We start from the raw sequence: 18511 nt of genomic DNA on the forward strand, positions 1-18511 counted from the left end.
CCTTTATAATAACCATCTCGTTATTTTTGAGAAATCGCTTAAGGATTTCTGGCTTTATTTAATGCCCCGTCACAATAATTCGTTGGTGCAATATTTTTACTAAGCGTGTTAATGTTTAATGAGAATACTTTATTTTTATTTCTCTCAAACGTTGTATAGGGCTTGGAAAGTGTCCCCCCAACACGTAATGGTGCAGATGCGCTAATTACCCCGAGCCTTACATCTGGGATAAAATGAAAGTCCAGTGTTTGTCCTGGAATATTAAACGTCCCTTGCCCATTTAATGCAAACTGATCGGTTTGTAATGTTAACGTATCAAAATATAAACGATTTTGATTAATTTGAGTGCGAAGTGCTAAACATTCTGTAGATAGTGATTTTTTTAATGGCAATGTTGCTGCGGCTTGACCAATATAGTGTTTCAGCCCTTCTGCTTCCAATTTTCCATCAACGCCTGATAATCCGAGTTTCCCTGTAAGATTATGTTGCCATTCTTGCCAAGAATTGCCTTTGGTATAGAACGTGCCGATAGCAGTCATTTGTCCAGAATAGACATTCGCAATATCAAAATAATCTTCTAACCATTTCATAGGGAAAGAGGCATTATTAATTTTTACAACAAGTGTAGATGGATCTTCTTTGATGGAATAGAAAACATCCCCTTTAATTACGCTCTGTTTATTTGATAATAGGAGTTGCGTTAATGAAAGCGCTTTATTTTTCCATTCTATATTTGAAGAGAAATTATCAAAATTAAGCTGATTAATTTTAACGCGATTACTTTTTAATTTTCCAACAGTTCCAACTTTGAATAAATCTTCTTTATTTAGATTTTTAAAAAATGAAAATGTTAAAGGAAATGGTGTGAAAATTTTTCCTGTATAAATAATATTTTGCGCATTAAGGTTTCCTACTCCTTGGTAAAGCTGATTATAATTTAATAGATTTAATTTTATGGCTAAAGAAGGATCTTTTCCGCCAACCGTACCATCAAGTTGTAAATTATAAGTTTCAGAAGATAGATTACCTGCAATCGGAAGTGATTTATCTGTTTGAGACAAGAGTGTATCTTGTAATGTTTTTAATTGTCCAAGATGCCCTGACCAACGAAACATCCCGCCAGAAAATTGCCCTACAATTTGGGTATTTACATCAGAATTTAAATCATTTGCGATAATTTCTGTGCTGGTTAATTGTAAGTCAGCAGGCAAGAAGTCTGCATTAATCTTTCCAGTATGAAGCTGTAAAAGATCAATTTGCGGTTTGCCTTGTGGATCACTCTCTTTGGATACATCTTTAATTGATGCACTAAGCGTTATATTCTCTACTGCAGGTAAATTTGCATGTGGAAAAAGTTGATTTAAATCATTGAGATTTAAAATTGTTCCGCGAGCAATAATATCATATCCTCTTGCATTAACGAGGCTTTTTAAAGTCCCACTAACCCTGATATTACCTATATTTTGATCGCGTACATATTCGGTTAAATTAACTTGGAACTTAGCCGGATTTGATATTGGACTATCACTATCTAATAATTCATCAAGATGACTTAGTCTGCCTGAAATAGAAAAGTCTGCCTGATGATGAGAGCCAGTAATATTAAATCTTACTTTATTGGTTTCAAGTTGGCTCAGCTCTGCTTGTTTAAATAAAAGATGCGTGTTTTTATGAGTATATGCATCATCATACCAACAATTAACATCGTCTAATTGGAAGTTATTAAACTGCCATTTCCATTTGTGATGTGTGAACTTTGATGAATCTGCCTGAAGAGTATCACTCTTCGGGGTTTCAATGGGTTGTAAATCCCAATTTTTTTGTCCTTGCTCGTTTCGTTCTAAATGAATTTGGACATGTGAGAGTTGAATAGATCTAAAATGAATTTTTCTTTGCCATAATGACCATAAATTCAAGTCAGCTTTTAAATGTCCAGCTGTAATAAAATTAGGATTCTTTCCTCCTGGCATATTAGACAAAGTAATTTTCGAGGCTTGAATTTCTGGCCAAGGAAAAAAATGGATATCTAGGTTTTGTAGCGCAAGCTTACGCCCTGTTTGTTTTTCGATATTACTATATAATTGATCTAAAATCATTTTACGATCAACCAAGTGATCCACAGCGAATAGACTGCCTCCTACAAGGCAGATTAAAATACCACAACTTCCTAAGATAACCTTTTTTTTACTCATTTTTTAGTCCGAATAGCTGATTTGTCATTTGGAACAGAAAATCCCAAATGTTCAAAAGTTTCCTTCATATGTGGAGGTAAAGCTGCTTCTACGAGTAATCTCCCTCCTGATGGATGGGGCATATCCAATTGACGCGCATGTAAATGTAACCTTTGAGAGAAGCCGTCCATAAAAGGCATTTCTTTATTGTATTTTTTATCGCCTAAAATAGGCGCTTTCATTTCTGCACAATGAACACGAAGTTGATGCATCCTTCCTGTTAGCGGGTATAACTCAACCAGAGCCAATTTTCTTGCTGCAAAATCTTTAACTTCATATTCTGTGATAGCACGTTGTGCTTCTTTGTTTTTTGCATCCGCAGCTTCTATATGAGAGCCATTTTGATATTCGACTTTTAACAAAGGCAAATCAATACGACCACTCAGAGGAGACGGACGGCGTGTGGTAATTGCCCAATAAGTCTTCTTCATATCACGACTTCTGAATGCAGCGGCTAATTTTGCAGCAGCAGCAGGATGGCGTGCAATTAATAAAAGACCAGAGGTATCTTTATCAAGGCGGTGCACCAAAGATGGGCGATATTTACTATCAAATTGTAAGGCTTCTAATATTCCATCAATATGGTTGGTAACGTTACTCCCTCCTTGAACGGCAATGCCAGAGGGTTTGTTAATGACAAATAAATCATCATCTTGATAAATGATCCATTCTTTTAACTGTTTTGCCATTTTTGGATCAATTTGTTGAGGTTGTTTTGCTTTGACAGGATCTACTTCAACCATTGGGAAACGTACGGTTTCCCCTTCTTTTAAATGTGTGGATGCTTGGGCTCTCTTACCATTGACGCGGATTTGTCCTGTACGACATAATTTTTGAATCATGCCTTGGGTTATATTAGGATTTTGTCGCTTGATCCAACGATCTAACCTAACATCGCCATCTTCTTTTTGAATTGAAATATGTAAAATTTTCATACAGAACGCTTTTTTCTTATTTGATTCCAGTGGGATAATCGTTGAGCGATCGTTTCCTCTACGCCACGATTAGTCGGTGTGTAAAATTGTTGACGTTGCATTTCATCAGGAAAGTAGTTCTGACCAGAGAAGCCTTCTTCTGTATTATGGTCATATTCATATCCTTTCCCGTATCCTAGGTCTTTCATCATTGTCGTTGGCGCATTTAAGATATGTGCAGGAGGCATAAAACTTCCTGTTTTTTTGGCAACTGCTCTGACTTCGTTATAGGCTTTATAAACAGAATTCGATTTTGGAGCCGTGGCTAAGTAAACAACAAGCTCAGCCAAAGCGACTTCCCCTTCTGGTGATCCAAGACGTTCATAAGTTTCCCATGCAGCAATTGCTAGTGTTAATGCATTTGGCGATGCAAGTCCAACATCTTCTGCAGCAAAGCGTGTTAATCGACGTGCAATATATCTGGGATCCTCACCACCTTCTAGCATTCGTGCAAACCAATAGAGTGCAGCATCAGGATCAGAACCTCTTAAGGATTTATGAAGGGCAGAGATTAAATTATAATGTCCATCTCGATTGCGGTCATATAGACTGGCTCTACGACTTAAAATACGAGTTAGGTCTTTACTATCTAAAATGGCATTTTTAGCATGTAAAATAATTTGCTCGACCATATTGAGTAAGTAACGTCCGTCCCCATCTGCCATAGATATTAAGTCTGTACGTGCACTGTTGGATAAAGGAAGTTGCCGATTTAACTGTTGTTCTGCTCGTGTTAAAAGGAGCTCTAGAGCGGTTTCATCTAATCTTCGTAAGACTACAACCTGACATCTTGATAAAAGCGCACTATTGAGCGTAAAAGATGGATTTTCAGTGGTTGCACCAATAAGGATAATGGTGCCATCTTCTACAACGGGTAAAAAGCCATCCTGTTGAGCTCTGTTAAAGCGATGTATTTCATCTACAAATAATAAAGTGCTTTTACCAGAATGATTTCGAAAACGGGTAGCTTCATCAAATGCTTTTTTAAGGTCACTTACCCCTGAAAAAATAGCTGAGATTTGAATGAAATGTAAATTAATTTCTTGGGCTAAAATTCGGGCAATGGTTGTTTTTCCTGTGCCAGGATTTCCCCAAAGGATCAAACTAGATAACGAATGATGCTCTAACATATTCGTTAAGATACCATCTTCACCTAGTAAGTGATCTTGTCCGATAACCTCTTTTAGGGTCTTAGGACGTAAAACATCAGCCAAAGGTGCATGCTCTTTGGCTGATGTCATAGTAGATGAAGACTTTTTATCAAAGTCATTATCAGAACCAAACAGATCCATTAAAGACTTATCCAGTTTTGATTTTTAAAAGCACAAAAATATTCATAGATAAACTAGATTATTGTGCGTGAACATTACCATAAGATGCAGCACCAAGGCCTGGGCAGCTACAAGGAGATCCCAATGGAACAGGATAAGGAGTGCTGCATGAATACATGCCCGCTTTACATGCTGTACCATATCCAGCTTTTGACTCTGTTCCTGGTGCTACTGGGGTGCCAGCAGTTCCAGTACATGCTGCCAACAATAAGAGTGTTCCTAATAATGAGGATTTAATCCCAAAGAGGATTGTTTTTTTATTATTCATGGACATTTTATACTCCGTTTTAAATAAAATTTTGGACTATTAATAATTAAGATACCATATAAATTCATCTATAAATAAAAGATTTTTCATTTTTCTGTGTCTTTTTTATGAATAAATTCTATACTTCAAAGTTATCCACATTTTCGGGGATAAGCCTGAGGACTAGCCTGTGTATGACAAAAGAATAAGCATAGAATAAATTGTATAAAAAATAAAAAAAAGATGCAAGTTTCTAAAAAATAACATTTTTTTGTATATATTAAAAAATGAATAATAAAATTTTTATAATTTTATAGTGTAACTTTAATAATATTTGAATGAGCTATTATAAAAGGATATTTAAGTGAAAAAGATACTATTTACGAGCTTGTTGTTAGGATCATGCTTCATAATAAGCCCAGCTTTTTGTCAACAAAATGATGCAAAGGCAATTGAGTTCTTGGAGCCTCATTTGCAAACGATGTTTCAAGTATTGAATACGAAACCTGATACTATTAGTACAACTTGTATGGATAGCTTAAAAAAATTACGTTCTTTTAAAGAGAAATTGGCAAAAGAAATGAATAGCTCAGATGTTCAGAGTGAAATTAATGCCACGATTTTAAGAACGTTATATACAAACTCGATACAATTTTGCGATACAGATGTGCAAGATATTTGTAGTCATCGAGTAGAGCCACCTATTCGTAAGGTATGTAAAGAATTATCTTCACAAAACTAAAAAAGGGAAGATTTTATCTTCCCTTCCTTAATTAGTATACTAAAGCTAACTAGTTCCAAGTCCAGTTACGGATTTCAGGCATATCGTGACCATATTCACGAATATAGCGTTTATGTTCAACAAGTTTATCACGAACCATTTGGTTAATATAAGCAACTTTTGAGCTATTTTTAGCTGTTCGGTTAACAATATTAGAAACCAAGTTGAAACGATCTACATTGTTCAAGACAACCATATCGAATGGGGTTGTTGTTGTTCCCTCTTCTCTAAAGCCGTGAACATGGAAGTTTTTAGCATTCGTTCTTTTGTAAACCAAAGAATGAATAAGTTGTGGATATCCATGATAAGCAAAAATCACAGGTTTATCTTTAGTGAATAATGAGTCAAAGATACCATCCGATAATCCATGAGGATGTTGTGAAGGTGCAGATAAAGTCATTAAATCCACAACGTTTACAAAACGTACTTTTAATTCTGGCATATGTTCATGCAAGATTTTAACAGCAGCTAGAGCTTCCATTGTTGGAACGTCACCTGCACAAGCAAGAACCACATCAGGTTCATGCCCTTTATCATTACTTGCCCATTCCCAAATACCAACACCTTCAGTACAATGTTTGATTGCAGCATCCATGCTGAGCCATTGTGGTTGAGGTTGTTTACCAGCCACGATAACGTTAACACGGTTTGTTGTACGTAAGCAGTGATCAGTTACATATAGTAATGTGTTTGCATCGGGTGGAAGGTAAATGCGGCTAATATCTGGTTGTTTTCTAACCACGTGATCGATAAATCCAGGATCTTGATGGCTGAAACCATTATGATCTTGTCTCCAGACGTGGGAAGTTAACAAGAAGTTTAATGAAGCAATCGGTCTACGCCATTCAACTTCTCTTGCACCATCAATCCATTTAGCATGTTGATTTACCATAGAATCTACAATATGGATGAAGGCTTCGTAACAAGAGAAGAAACCATGACGTCCTGTTAATAGATACCCTTCTAACCAACCTTCGATGGTATGTTCGCTGAGGATTTCCATAACTTGACCTTCATGAGCTAAATGGTCATCGAAGTCAAAGATTTCAGCGTTCCACGCACGGTTTGTGACTTCTAATACGTCATTTAGACGGTTAGAGTTATTTTCATCAGGAGATAATACTAAGAAGTTATTTCTATTTTCTTTAACAACATCGCGAAGATAACTACCTAAAGTACGGGTTGATTCTGCTTCATCTTTACCAGGTGCGCTAACATTTAATGCATATTCAGTAAAGTCAGGTAAAATGAGTGCCTTTTTAATAGCACCACCATTACTTTGAGGAATAGCACTCATCCGTTTGTTACCAACTGGATTTAATGCAGCAATTTCAGGGCGTAATTTACCAGCTTCATCGAAAAGTTTTTCTGGATGATAGCTTTTCATCCATTCTTCTAGCAATGGTAAATGACCAGGTTTGGTTAAATCACCAAATGGGACTTGGTGAGCACGCCAGAAATCTTCAACTTTTTTACCTTCAATGGTTTTTGGACATGTCCAGCCTTTTGGACTGCGCAAGACAATCATTGGCCACATTGGGCGATCGGTTTTATTATGCTCTCTGGCATCTTTTTGGATTTTTTTGATTTTATCAAAAGCTTCGTCAAATGCCACAGCCATTTTTTGATGCATTTCGTTTGGATCATGACCTTCAACAAAGATAGGTTCATGACCATAACCACGCATTAAATTAGCAAGTTCATCATGAGAGATACGAGCAAGAACAGTTGGATTTGCAATTTTATATCCGTTTAGATGTAAAATTGGTAAAACTGCTCCATCTGTTTTTGGATTAACAAATTTATTACTGTGCCATGATGCTGCCAAAGGACCTGTTTCAGCTTCACCATCGCCGATGATACAAGCAACGATTAAATCAGGGTCATGGAATATTGCACCATAAGAGTGAGATAAAGAGTAACCAAGCTCACCACCTTCGTGGATAGAACCAGGAGTGGTTGGTGCTGCATGACTTGGGATACCACCTGGGAAAGAGAACTGTTTAAACAGTTTTTGCATTCCGGCTTCATCTTCAGTTACATCAGGGAAGAGTTCGCTGTAGGTTCCTTCCATATATGTTGCTGCAACAACACCAGGAGCTCCATGGCCAGGACCTGCGACATATAAAACGTTTACGTCACGATTTTTAATGATACGATTTAAATGTAAATAAATGAAGTTTAATCCTGGAGTAGTTCCCCAATGCCCTAATAAACGAGGCTTTGTATGTTCCAGTTTTAAAGGTTCGCGAAGTAGAGGATTCTTCATTAAATAGATTTGCCCAACAGACAAATAATTGGCAGCGTGCCACCATTTATTAAATAGTTCTACTTCTTTTTCAGATAAAGGCGTCTTACTCGTCATTTTATTTACGTCCTATTAATTATAAATTACAAATGATTAAACAATTAACGTCAAAATGTATCAAAGTCGCATCCTGGCTCTAAAAGGTTACTTTTTAGCGAATTTTAAGACCTCCTGAAGCATAATAAGTTCTTCATTTGTAGGAATTGTTTGAACTAAAATTTTACTCTCTGGCGTACTGAATAATTGTTTGCCAGCTTTGTTAGCCTCTTCATTAAAGCGCACTCCTAACCATTCTAAAGCTTTACAGACTTCAGATCTTAATTCAGGAGAGTGCTCACCTATACCAGCTGTGAAAACCAACCCATCAATGCCTTGTAATGAAGCACTTAAACGGCCAATTTCACCAACTAGTCTATAAATAAACAAATCAAGCGCTTGTTTCGCGTTTTCGCGTTTTGCACCATTTGTATTTATTTCGCTCATAATATCGCGCATATCGCTTGAAATATCAGAAATGCCTAATAAACCTGATTTTTTCCAAATAACATTTTCAATTTCATCAGGTGATAGTTTTTCTTCTTGCAGCATATATAAAATAATCGCTGCATCGATATGCCCGGTACGTGTCCCCATGACTAAGCCATCTAATGGGGTAAAACTCATTGAAGTATCAACACATTTACCATTTTCAATTGCGGTAACGCTTGCACCGTTTCCTAAATGGGCAACAACAAGTTTTCCTGTTGCTAATGGTGATTTTTCTTCTTGTAAATGTTGTACGATATATTGATAAGATAAACCATGGAACCCATAGCGTCTTACACCTTTATCAAAATATTTTCTGGGTAATGCAAAGCGTTTTGCATAATCAGGCATAGTTGAATGAAAGGCGGTATCAAAACAAGCAACTTGTGCGATATCTGGGCTTTTATCCAACATAACCCGCATTGCAGATAGGCTTGCAGGTTGGTGTAAAGGAACAAATGGGGTTAATGCTTTTAAGTCTTCATATACTTTTTCATTAACTAAAGCTGGGGCAGAATATTCTGAACCACCGTGAACGACACGATGGCCGATACCAACAATTTTATCATCGCCTAGATGGCCGAATAACCATTCAATTGTTTCATCGAAAAGCGCGTCTCTAGCTGAAGCTTTGAAGAGTTCTGGGTCTGTCCAATTTTTTTCGAAAAGAACCTCTTTTTTATTATTTTTAATTATAAGATGAGGTTTTTTAGTTCCTATTCCTTCTAGCAACCCATTGGCGCTAGTGATAAATTCATTTGCAGTTTCACGATAAAGAGAAAATTTAAGACTAGAAGAACCTGCATTAATAATTAGTATTGAATCAGCCATTCACGAAAACCTTACTAGAAAAGTGTATTATATCTAGAGTATATTCAATAACAGTGAAGAGCTATTAAGAGTTCGAAAATTTACTTTATTTATAACAAAATAATTGTAGTCCAAACTCCTAATCTCTATTCTGTTATTATCTTGTGATCATGATGGAACTTTATTTCATTTTTGTCAAAAGTTTCTTGGCAAAATTATATTTTATTTCTTAATAATCTTGCTTTGTCCCGTTTCCAGTCGCGATCAGCAATTGCTTGACGCTTGTCAGTTTTCTTTTTCCCTAGTCCTAAACCTAAAGACACTTTTGCTATCCCTCTGGAATTAAAGAAAATATCCAAAGGTACCAAAGTCATTCCTTCACGGCTAATCGCTCCTAAGAGTTTATTGATCTGTTTATGGTGCAACAATAACTTTCTAGGAGCTCTTGGATCGAATTGAGAAAAAACACCGCCTTGGTATTCGGGGATATAGCTATTAAAGAGCCATATATCCCCATCCCTTTCTCCAGCAAAGGATTCGTTAATCGTAGCCCGGCCATGTCGTAAGCTTTTGACTTCGGGTCCTTTTAACATGATTCCAGCTTCAACTTTTTCTATGATAGAATAGTTAAAGGTTGCTTTGCGGTTTTTAGCGACATTTCCAAAAGAAATTAAGCTATTTGTTTTCTTTTCAGCCATTAATTTAACCTAATAATCCTGCGATCTCTAGGGCATGTTTAACGCGTTGACGTGAAGAGTCTGATATTGGTGCCAATGGGAGTCGACATGTTTCATTGGCTAATCCTAAAACAGAAGCTGCAAATTTAACAGGTGCTGGATTACTTTCACAGAACATTGCGTCATGAACAACGGATAGGCGATCTTGTAACGCGATTGCATTTGCAATATGACCGTCTTTCCAAGCTTGTTGCATTTCCGCACAAAGTTTTGGAGCAATATTTGCGGTTACACTGATACAACCATCCCCACCGGCAGCTAAATAAGAAACCGCAGTTCCATCTTCACCAGAAAGCAAGTTAAAACGTTTTTTAATGGCTCTGCGTTCTTGAATGGGACGCAATAAGTTAGCGGTTGCGTCTTTAACCCCAACAATATAAGGATTTTCAGCTAAACGAGCCATGGTTTCAACAGACATATCAATCACAGAACGTCCTGGAATATTATAAATATAAATAGGAAATTCTGTAGCATTTGCAATGGCAGAGTAGTGTAAGAACAAGCCTTCTTGTGTTGGTTTATTATAATAAGGGGTAACGACAAGAGCAGCATTGGCACCGATTTCTTTTGCAAAAAGCGTTGTTTCAATGGCTTCTTCTGTGCAATTTGAACCAGCACCAGCTAAGACAGGAACCCGTCCACCAGAGACTTTAACAGCAATTTCAACAATTTTTTTATGCTCTTCATGAGACAAAGTTGGGCTTTCCCCTGTTGTACCGACAGGTACGAGCGCAGAGGTGCCTTCTTGAATTTGCCAATCTACAAATTTCTCAAATGCTTTAACATCCAATGAACCATCAAGATTCATCGGAGTAATTAATGCAGTGATTGAGCCCTCTAGCCAAATGTTCGTCATGGAAATGATCCTTTATATATTCACTTTGTAATTGATAGTATAAAATAGATTAATGTTGTTTTAACTGACGATAAGGTGATGCGGGATATACTCCTAAAATAACACATTCTTCGGCATAAAAACGTAATTCGTTTATGGCACGCTTTAAACCAGCTTCTTCTGTATGTCCATCAACATCAACTAAAAATTTCGTGGCACAGAAAGTTCCGTCTGCCATACAGCTCTCTAGGCGTGTCATATTAATATTATTCGTCGCAAAGCCTCCCAATGCTTTATATAAAGCCGCAGGAATATTTTTGGTTTTAAATAATAATGTTGTCATTGTATTTATTTCATCTACGGGAGGGATTTCTCTTTCTTGAGCAACAATATAAAAGCGCGTAGTATTATAAGATTCATCTTCAACATTATGGCGTAAGACTTCTAATCCATTCAGCTCTGCTGCCAGAGAAGAAGCAATTGCGGCATCCTCTTTATTGTTTAACTTAACAATGATTTCCGCAGATCCGGCTGTATCAAATTCGATAACGGGTTCTACATGTAAAGATTGTATTAATCCAGAAACTTGCCCCATTGCAACAGGATGAGTATGTAAACGCTTTACATCAGAAACTTGAGCCCCTTTAATTCCAATTAAACAATGTTCAACACGTTGAAAATGCTCACCAACAATAAATAATCCTGATCGAGGTAATAAAGTATGAATATCAGGCACGCGTCCAACTAAGTTGTTTTCACAAGGCAGCATTGCCTGATCTGCTTTTCCTGTTTGAACGGCTTTAATGGTTGAATAAAAATCTTCACAAGGCAAAGTTGTCCAACCTGGACGTGCGTTACGGCATGCGAGGTCAGAATAAGCACCAGGTCTTCCTTGGAATGCAATAATTTTTGTCTTTGTCATTATATTTTTAACCTTTTATTATTCTTCTGACATTTTCCAAGTCATCAGGTGTATCTACTCCAAATGGAGCTTCATCAATCGTTGCACAACCAATACGCATTCCTGCTTCTAATGCTCTTAATTGTTCTAACTTTTCTCTATTTTCCAAAAAGGATGTTGGTAAGGAAATAAAGTGTTCTAAAGCGGCTTTACGATAAGCATAAATCCCTACATGGTGCCATAAAGGGCCATCGCCATATGGAATAGGACATCTAGAAAAATAGAGTGCTTTTGCAATGTCTGCATCATCACTGAAGCTACAAGCAACTTTTACCACAGAAGGTGCATTACGTTCAAACTCTGTTTTTACGGGCGCGACTAAAGTGGCAATATCAACGGATGGATCTGATAATGGGCGTAAAGATTTACAAATATCTTGAGGATTAATAAGCGGTAAATCCCCTTGTAAATTAATAATTACATCATAATCTTCATGATTTTCCACTTGAAGGAATGCTTGATAAACACGGTCAGAGCCAGAAGGAAGATTAGGATCTGTATCAATCACCCTGCCCCCAGCTTTTTTAATCGTTTCAGTAATTTCTGCATCGCCAGAAGCCACAATAACAGGGCCGACTTCGGCTTTTTGTGCCTGTTCCATTACATGCACAATCATTGGTTTTCCATGAATATCTGCCAAAGGCTTATTGGGTAACCTTGTGGCGGCTAAGCGGGCTGGAATGATAATTAACGCATTCATTTGACTGTGTTCTCAATATAAAATCATTTAGATTGTTTTTTTTCTTTTCTTTTATAGCTGATAATGTATCTTTATTCTATAAACAAATAACGATTGTTGAGTTCATTTTACGTTGTGAAGAAAAATATTCAAAAATGGATAGTTTTGATTGGAATAGATTAGCAGTAGCCGGCTTATTATCTGTCTGTGTTTTAACTGCCTCTTGGGGGGTGGGATCTGTGATTATTCAAAATACAGCGCCACTTAAATCTGCTTTTTTTATTGCTGATGATCAAGACGATACCATAGATTTAAGTTCTGCTAACCCTTTAAAAGGCAAAGAGTTAGCTGCTCAACAATGTAGTTTATGTCATACTTTTGGTAAAAATGAAGCGAATAAAATTGGGCCTAATTTATATGATGTTATGGGGCATCCGATTGCTTCTGTATCCAGTTTTAATTATTCAGAAAGTTTAAAAAAACACCATCAAGAGAATTGGGATGCACAAAAGTTAAATCTATGGTTGGCACATCCTACAAATTTTGCATCTGATACAATCATGGCATATCCAGGTGTGGCCTCTAAGCAAGATCGAGTTGATATTATTGCTTATTTAAAGGAAATATCCCCTTCTACACCGCCTGTTGAGAAAAAAGTGGCTATAGAGGCAAAACAACCAGAATCTCCCAAAACAACGGTTCTTAATCTTGTTCAAGGGAAAGAAGCGTATCAGCAATATTGTGCGGTTTGTCATACGGATACACCTAACGGAAATATTCGTTTAGGCCCTAATTTATACGGAATAGTAAACAAACCAATTGCGTCTCAGCCAAATTATACATATTCTGGAGCCTTAAAAATCAAAAGAACAAATTGGACTGAAAGTAATTTGGATCAATGGATAAAGAATCCTCAACAATGGGCGCCTGGAAATAAAATGGTTTATCAGGGTGTCAGTTCTACAGAAGTAAGAAGAAACATTATTTTATATCTTAATTCTCTTTCGCCACAGGATAAGCATTAATTTTATGACAAAACTTCAATTAGATTCTTATTTACAAATTGCTCAAGAAGCTGTGCAAGCAGCTGGTAAAGTCGTAAGACCTTATTTTAGGCAACTTTTACTTCATGCTGATGTCAAATCAGATGAATCCCCTGTTACACAAGCAGATCGTGAATCTGAACAAGTTATTCGCTCTATTTTACAAAAAGAAACCCCTGACTTTGGGATTATCGGTGAAGAATATGGTGTGAATAATACCAGTTCTAAATTTCAGTGGGTAGTCGATCCGATTGATGGGACACGGGCTTTTATCACAGGTCGTCCTATGTTTGGGATTCTAATTGCTTTGTTATATGAAGGTAAGCCTGTTTTGGGTATTATTGATCAACCTATTACCAATGAACGATGGATTGGTGTGCAAGGGAAACCGTCTCAGTTTATTTCTCAACTCGGTGGAAAAATAGGCACAAGATCTTGCTCGGAGTTGCGTTTTGCTGAGGCGTCTTGTACGGCCCCTGAGATTTTAGAAAGCTCACCTAATCATCATTGGAAACGTGTTTATCATAATGTCAAACGCGTTAGTTGGGGCGGTGATTGTTATGCTTATGGATTATTGGCATTGGGACAATTGGATCTCATTATGGAATGTGGCAATAAAATTTGGGATTGGGCTGCCTTGGTTCCAATAATTGAAGGTGCTGGTGGTTGTATTACAGACTGGCAAGGGAATGATTTAAATTTACATAGTAAAGAAACGGTATTGGCTCTTGGGGATCCAAAGTTAAAACAATATGTCGTTGATTTGCTGAATAAAGATTAAAATTTTATATTATTAATAGATATAGGAAAATAAAAAATGGCTTCTAACCTATCTTTACCTAAAGACAAAATTCGTATTTTGTTACTTGAAGGCGTGCATGAAAGTGCTGTAGAGCTTTTAAAACAAAATGGGTATAATAATATTACGCATTTAAAAACAGCTTTAGATGAAGAAGCTTTAAAAGAAGCCATTAAAGGAGTTCATTTAGTTGGTATTCGCTCCCGTACTCATTTAACAGAAGCAGTATTAGATGCAGCGGATAAGTTGATTGCGATTGGTTGTTTCTGTATTGGCACGAACCAAGTTGATCTAACAGCAGCTAGAAACCGTGGTATTCCAGTATTTAACGCACCTTATAGTAATACTCGTTCTGTGGCTGAATTAGTCATGGGCGAAATCGTGATGTTATTACGTCGCATTGTTACGCGTTCAGAAGAGTGCCACAAAGGCTTGTGGGATAAAAGTAGCACGAATAGTTGGGAAGTTAGAGGGAAAACCCTTGGGATTGTTGGATATGGTTCTATTGGCTCTCAACTTTCTATTCTTGCCGAAGCTTTTGGGTTGCAAGTAATCTATTATGATGTTGTTGATAAACTAATGCACGGGAATGCACGTCCAGTTGAATCTTTGGAAGCATTATTAAAACAAAGTGATATTGTCAGTTTGCATGTCCCTCATTTAGAAAGCACTATGAATTTGATTGGTGAAAAAGAAATTGCCATGATGAAACCTGGTTCTTTCTTAATCAATAATGCTCGTGGTCAAGTTGTTGATATTGATGCTTTGGCAGCAGGTTTGAAAAGTAAGCATTTATTAGGGGCTGCAATTGATGTGTTCCCTAAAGAGCCTAAAGAAAAAGGTGAGAAATTTGCTTCCCCTTTATGTGGTTTAGATAATGTTATTTTATCTCCTCATATCGGTGGCTCTACGATTGAAGCTCAAGAACGCATCGGGCGTGAAGTTGCGAATAAATTTATTGAATATTCAGATGTTGGTTCAACCTTAAGCTCTGTTAACTTCCCAGAAGTTCAATTACCCATTAGCCTTAAAGGAACAAGATACATGCATGTACATGAAAATGTTCCTGGTATTATGTTGAAAATCAATAATATTTTCACTGAAGTGAATGCAAATATTTCTGCACAATATCTACAAACAGACGGTAATATTGGTTATGTGGTTATTGAAGCAACTACGGATGCTGAGAAAGATCTTGATATTGAAATCCTACGCTCTTTACGTGCATTAGAGGGCACTATTCGTGCTCGTATTTTATATCGCCCTTCTGATAAATAAGAAGTAATGAAATATTGTTATGGGTGGTTTGTATTACCCATAACAATCATTAGTTTGAAATAATTACTTTCAAATCTATTGCTTATAAAAAACTTTGTTAAATTCATAAAACGATATATTTTAATGATAGTTTAGCACTATCGATTGGAAATATTTGAAATGAGCATTACCAGAGTATTAACGTTTTCATTTTCTGGTATTGACCCTGTTCCTGTTGAAGTTCAAGTGCAAATGACCCGAGGGTTGCCCGCATTTGTTATTGTAGGCTTAGCTGATAAAGCCGTGACGGAATCAAGAGAGCGCGTTCGAGCAGCGTTGATTTCGATGGGGATTGCGCTTCCCCCAAAACGTATTTTAGTGAATTTATCCCCAGCAGATATTGTAAAAGAAGGTACACATTATGATTTGCCGATTGCGTTGGGGATTTTGTCTGCAATGGATATCCTTCCTCAAGAAGAGCTGATGCATTATGCAGCCCTTGGCGAGTTATCCCTTGATGGGGCCATTGGCGCTGTGAATGGTGTCATTTCGGCAGCGATTGGGGCTGCATCTGAAGAAAGAGGCCTTATTTGTCCGCATAGCCAAGGTAGTGAGGCTCTTTTGGGTGGGGATATTGATATTTTAGCCCCCTCTTCTTTATCTTCGTTATTACAGCATTTTACAGGAAAACAAATTTTATCAAAACCTGAGTTCTCTGAGTTATCACCTCCTGAAAAAGGACCTGATCTTTCAGAGGTTAAAGGAATGGAAGGTGCGAAAAGAGCATTGGAAATCGCTGCTGCTGGTGGACATTCAATGTTGATGATTGGCCCTCCTGGAGCTGGAAAGTCGATGTTGGCCGCGCGTTTAGCGAGTTTGTTACCTGATTTGACGCCTCATCAGTCTTTGGCTGTTACACGAATTTATAGTTCTGCTGGCTTATTACCTAATTCAACACCTATTATTCGTCCACCATTTAGAACACCTCATCATTCAGCCAGCCAAGTTGCAATTACAGGCGGTGGGGTAAAGGTTAAGCCTGGTGAAATTAGTTTAGCGCATCATGGTGTTTTATTTTTAGATGAATTTCCAGAATTCGCCAGAAATGCTTTGGAATCTCTGCGACAACCGTTAGAAACTGGGAATATTTCGATTGCTAGAGCAACTTCTCATATTACATATCCTGCGCATTTTCAGTTGATTGCAGCCATGAATCCGTGTCGATGTGGGTATTTAGGGGATACAGAGCGTGAATGTCATCGTGTTCCTAAATGTAAAGAAGAATATACACGAAAGATTTCGGGGCCTTTATTAGATCGTATTGATTTAATTACAAATATAGAGCCAATTGCACCTAAAGACATTGTTAATGTCGCTTCTGGAGAAACGAGTGAAGTTGTTGCACAGCGTGTAAAATTAGCTAGAGAAAAACAATTATCAAGGCAGCAACTATTGAATAATGAAATTAATGTTAATCACATAACTCTGGATCAATCTGTTGCAGAAATGGTGGAAAAAGCTTCTTTACAATTAAGATTGTCTGCCAGAGGAATTACAAGGTTGTTAAGGGTAGCCAGAACAATTGCTGATCTGGCTTTAAAAGAAAAGATTGATATTCCTAGCGTTGCCGAGGCATTAACCTTTCGACAACGATGATTTTGTTATGAACGCCATATGGCTGTAAAAGCATTATGAAGATCGTTAATAATATCCTGAGGATCTTCTAATCCGATTTGTAGACGGCAAGCAGAACCTGTTAAAAGTTTATTAGGAAAGTTTCTGTATATTTCCCCATCTGTTAAAAGGACTAAACTTTCATATCCCCCCCATGAAGCACCAATAGCGAAAAACTCTAATGTTTCTATCATATCGATTACTTGCTGAGAGGTGATAGAGGGTTTAAATACAATGGTAAAGACGCTACTGGCGCCGCTAAAATCTCGTTTCCAAATTTCATGCCCATAACAGCTCGGCAATGCGGGGTGTAAAACACGCTCTACTTCGGGTTGCTCTTGGAGCCATTGTGCAATTGTTAAGGCAGAAATAGACTGCTTTTCTAAACGTGCCCCAAGTGTTCTTAATCCCCTGAGAGTAAGCCAACATGCGTCAGAGCCTCCAACTTCTCCCAACGCAATGGCGGTATCTCTTAATAAATGCCAATCAGCATCATTATTCACCGTAATTGCGCCTAAGACCAAATCAGAGTGTCCATTTGCATATTTTGTTAATGCTTGAACGGAAACATCGACGCCATGCTCAAAGGGTTTAAAAACACCAATTCCCCATGTATTATCAAGGAATAGTTTAATATGATGCTGATGCGCTAATTTCGATAAAGCAGAAATATCTTGTATTTCAAAAGTATGACTTCCTGGGCTTTCGGTAAAAATAACTTTTGTATTAGGTTGAAGATATTTTTCTATTTCAGCAACAGAAATATCAGCAGGATAGTAACTGACTTCAACACCAAATTTTTTCATAACTTTTTCTGAAAAGCGTTTGGTTGGGCCATAAATACTATCAATTAATAAACAATGATCGCCAGCGGATAAAAAGGTTAATAAAGGCAATGTACATGCTGTTAATCCAGAGGAAACAACTTGGCTGTGGCTTCCCCCCTCAATTAAAGCAACCACTTTTTCTAATTCATGCTGATTAGGCGAACCCATCGCACCGTATAAAGTGTGATGCTCATATTGTAGTCCCTCGGTATCTCTCATTGCCGCGACAGATGGATAAATAACGGTTGATCCTCTGTGTAATGGTGGGTTAACGAAGGAACCTTCTTTAGGAACAGAGTCTTTATGTCTTCCCGCGGTTACGAGTAAAGTTGATAATGCTTTCCAACCACGAGAAACCGCGTCTTCTTCTGGCGATAAAGTCGTCATATCTGATCCTTGTTGATGATATTATTATTTAAAATTCGACTTATTGTATAAAATTTTTATGCTTTTGACAGCCTTTTATCAAAAATATGTCAAAGGCATAAAATT

Annotated in this window: 16 protein-coding genes; 5 read left to right on the forward strand and 11 right to left on the reverse strand. The window is 37.3% G+C overall.

The window, feature by feature from the left end; genetic code table 11:
• Window positions 1-38 precede the first annotated feature (38 nt).
• The 4 genes from CIN_RS03975 to CIN_RS03990 form a co-directional block, all read right to left on the reverse strand.
• The gene (locus CIN_RS03975) at window positions 39-2192 is read right to left on the reverse strand and encodes an AsmA family protein (RefSeq protein ID WP_040363766.1); all 2154 of its coding nucleotides are present in this window, start codon (window positions 2190-2192) and stop codon (window positions 39-41) included.
• Window positions 2189-3166 (reverse strand): RluA family pseudouridine synthase, encoded by a 978-nt coding sequence (locus CIN_RS03980; RefSeq protein WP_008853772.1) that lies wholly within the window; start codon window positions 3164-3166, stop codon window positions 2189-2191. Before CIN_RS03980 ends, CIN_RS03975 begins: the two co-directional genes overlap by 4 nt.
• A complete protein-coding gene (locus tag CIN_RS03985; protein WP_245527820.1) occupies window positions 3163-4446 on the reverse strand; it encodes a replication-associated recombination protein A in 1284 nt (427 codons plus the stop codon). Before CIN_RS03985 ends, CIN_RS03980 begins: the two co-directional genes overlap by 4 nt.
• A 109-nt stretch (window positions 4447-4555) precedes the next feature.
• Complete coding sequence (locus CIN_RS03990; RefSeq protein ID WP_040363767.1) at window positions 4556-4810, reverse strand: hypothetical protein; 255 nt, start codon at window positions 4808-4810, stop codon at window positions 4556-4558.
• Window positions 4811-5147: 337 nt separating this feature from the next.
• Between CIN_RS03990 and CIN_RS03995 the strand changes: the two genes are divergently transcribed.
• Complete coding sequence (locus CIN_RS03995) at window positions 5148-5525, forward strand: BTB/POZ domain-containing protein (protein WP_040363768.1); 378 nt, start codon at window positions 5148-5150, stop codon at window positions 5523-5525.
• 49 nt (window positions 5526-5574) lie between these two features.
• Here the strand turns inward: CIN_RS03995 and CIN_RS04000 are convergent, their stop codons facing one another.
• The 6 genes from CIN_RS04000 to CIN_RS04025 all read right to left on the reverse strand — a co-directional run bounded on the left by CIN_RS04000 (window position 5575) and on the right by CIN_RS04025 (window position 12440).
• The gene (locus CIN_RS04000; protein WP_008853776.1) at window positions 5575-7929 is read right to left on the reverse strand and encodes a phosphoketolase family protein; all 2355 of its coding nucleotides are present in this window, start codon (window positions 7927-7929) and stop codon (window positions 5575-5577) included.
• An 87-nt stretch (window positions 7930-8016) separates the two neighbouring features.
• Window positions 8017-9228: an acetate/propionate family kinase gene (locus tag CIN_RS04005; protein WP_008853777.1), complete on the reverse strand. Its 1212-nt coding sequence runs from the start codon at window positions 9226-9228 to the stop codon at window positions 8017-8019.
• Between the two features lie 194 nt (window positions 9229-9422).
• Entirely contained in the window at window positions 9423-9905 is a 483-nt protein-coding gene (gene smpB / locus CIN_RS04010; protein WP_008853778.1) for an SsrA-binding protein SmpB, read from the reverse strand.
• 4 nt (window positions 9906-9909) lie between these two features.
• Complete coding sequence (gene dapA, locus CIN_RS04015; RefSeq protein WP_008853779.1) at window positions 9910-10800, reverse strand: 4-hydroxy-tetrahydrodipicolinate synthase; 891 nt, start codon at window positions 10798-10800, stop codon at window positions 9910-9912.
• 49 nt (window positions 10801-10849) lie between these two features.
• Window positions 10850-11701: a prephenate dehydratase gene (locus CIN_RS04020; RefSeq protein WP_008853780.1), complete on the reverse strand. Its 852-nt coding sequence runs from the start codon at window positions 11699-11701 to the stop codon at window positions 10850-10852.
• Between the two features lie 7 nt (window positions 11702-11708).
• Complete coding sequence (locus tag CIN_RS04025) at window positions 11709-12440, reverse strand: 3-deoxy-manno-octulosonate cytidylyltransferase (RefSeq protein WP_008853781.1); 732 nt, start codon at window positions 12438-12440, stop codon at window positions 11709-11711.
• 134 nt (window positions 12441-12574) lie between these two features.
• On the opposite strand from CIN_RS04025, the gene CIN_RS11330 reads away from it, so the two are divergent.
• From CIN_RS11330 to CIN_RS04045, 4 genes are all read left to right on the forward strand, one after another.
• Window positions 12575-13444, forward strand: a complete 870-nt coding sequence (locus CIN_RS11330) for a c-type cytochrome (RefSeq protein WP_050798327.1) — start codon at window positions 12575-12577, stop codon at window positions 13442-13444.
• A 4-nt stretch (window positions 13445-13448) separates the two neighbouring features.
• Window positions 13449-14243, forward strand: coding sequence for an inositol monophosphatase family protein (locus CIN_RS04035; RefSeq protein WP_008853783.1), 795 nt, complete (start codon window positions 13449-13451; stop codon window positions 14241-14243).
• 36 nt (window positions 14244-14279) lie between these two features.
• On the forward strand, window positions 14280-15539 hold the full coding sequence (serA, locus tag CIN_RS04040; protein ID WP_008853784.1) for a phosphoglycerate dehydrogenase: 1260 nt from the start codon (window positions 14280-14282) through the stop codon (window positions 15537-15539).
• A 159-nt stretch (window positions 15540-15698) separates the two neighbouring features.
• Window positions 15699-17174 carry a YifB family Mg chelatase-like AAA ATPase gene (locus CIN_RS04045; RefSeq protein ID WP_008853785.1) on the forward strand — a complete coding sequence of 492 codons (1476 nt, stop codon included), beginning with the start codon at window positions 15699-15701 and terminating at the stop codon, window positions 17172-17174.
• 5 nt (window positions 17175-17179) lie between these two features.
• Here the strand turns inward: CIN_RS04045 and metC are convergent, their stop codons facing one another.
• The gene (gene metC / locus CIN_RS04050; RefSeq protein ID WP_008853786.1) at window positions 17180-18406 is read right to left on the reverse strand and encodes a cystathionine beta-lyase; all 1227 of its coding nucleotides are present in this window, start codon (window positions 18404-18406) and stop codon (window positions 17180-17182) included.
• Between the last annotated feature and the right edge of the window lie 105 nt (window positions 18407-18511).

It is taken from the genome of Commensalibacter intestini A911, from assembly GCF_000231445.1.
GTDB lineage: Bacteria > Pseudomonadota > Alphaproteobacteria > Acetobacterales > Acetobacteraceae > Commensalibacter > Commensalibacter intestini.

Excerpts from the sequence above, each read along its gene's own strand:
- CIN_RS03975 (WP_040363766.1), bottom strand. The coding sequence starts at position 2,192 with ATGAGTAAAAAAAAGGTTATCTTAGGAAGTTGTGGTATTTTAATCTGC.
- CIN_RS03980 (WP_008853772.1), bottom strand. The coding sequence starts at position 3,166 with ATGAAAATTTTACATATTTCAATTCAAAAAGAAGATGGCGATGTTAGG.
- CIN_RS03985 (WP_245527820.1), bottom strand. The coding sequence starts at position 4,446 with ATGACATCAGCCAAAGAGCATGCACCTTTGGCTGATGTTTTACGTCCT.
- CIN_RS03990 (WP_040363767.1), bottom strand. The coding sequence starts at position 4,810 with ATGTCCATGAATAATAAAAAAACAATCCTCTTTGGGATTAAATCCTCA.
- CIN_RS04000 (WP_008853776.1), bottom strand. The coding sequence starts at position 7,929 with ATGACGAGTAAGACGCCTTTATCTGAAAAAGAAGTAGAACTATTTAAT.
- CIN_RS04005 (WP_008853777.1), bottom strand. The coding sequence starts at position 9,228 with ATGGCTGATTCAATACTAATTATTAATGCAGGTTCTTCTAGTCTTAAA.
- smpB (WP_008853778.1), bottom strand. The coding sequence starts at position 9,905 with ATGGCTGAAAAGAAAACAAATAGCTTAATTTCTTTTGGAAATGTCGCT.
- dapA (WP_008853779.1), bottom strand. The coding sequence starts at position 10,800 with ATGACGAACATTTGGCTAGAGGGCTCAATCACTGCATTAATTACTCCG.
- CIN_RS04020 (WP_008853780.1), bottom strand. The coding sequence starts at position 11,701 with ATGACAAAGACAAAAATTATTGCATTCCAAGGAAGACCTGGTGCTTAT.
- CIN_RS04025 (WP_008853781.1), bottom strand. The coding sequence starts at position 12,440 with ATGAATGCGTTAATTATCATTCCAGCCCGCTTAGCCGCCACAAGGTTA.
- CIN_RS11330 (WP_050798327.1), top strand. The coding sequence starts at position 12,575 with ATGGATAGTTTTGATTGGAATAGATTAGCAGTAGCCGGCTTATTATCT.
- CIN_RS04035 (WP_008853783.1), top strand. The coding sequence starts at position 13,449 with ATGACAAAACTTCAATTAGATTCTTATTTACAAATTGCTCAAGAAGCT.
- serA (WP_008853784.1), top strand. The coding sequence starts at position 14,280 with ATGGCTTCTAACCTATCTTTACCTAAAGACAAAATTCGTATTTTGTTA.
- CIN_RS04045 (WP_008853785.1), top strand. The coding sequence starts at position 15,699 with ATGAGCATTACCAGAGTATTAACGTTTTCATTTTCTGGTATTGACCCT.
- metC (WP_008853786.1), bottom strand. The coding sequence starts at position 18,406 with ATGACGACTTTATCGCCAGAAGAAGACGCGGTTTCTCGTGGTTGGAAA.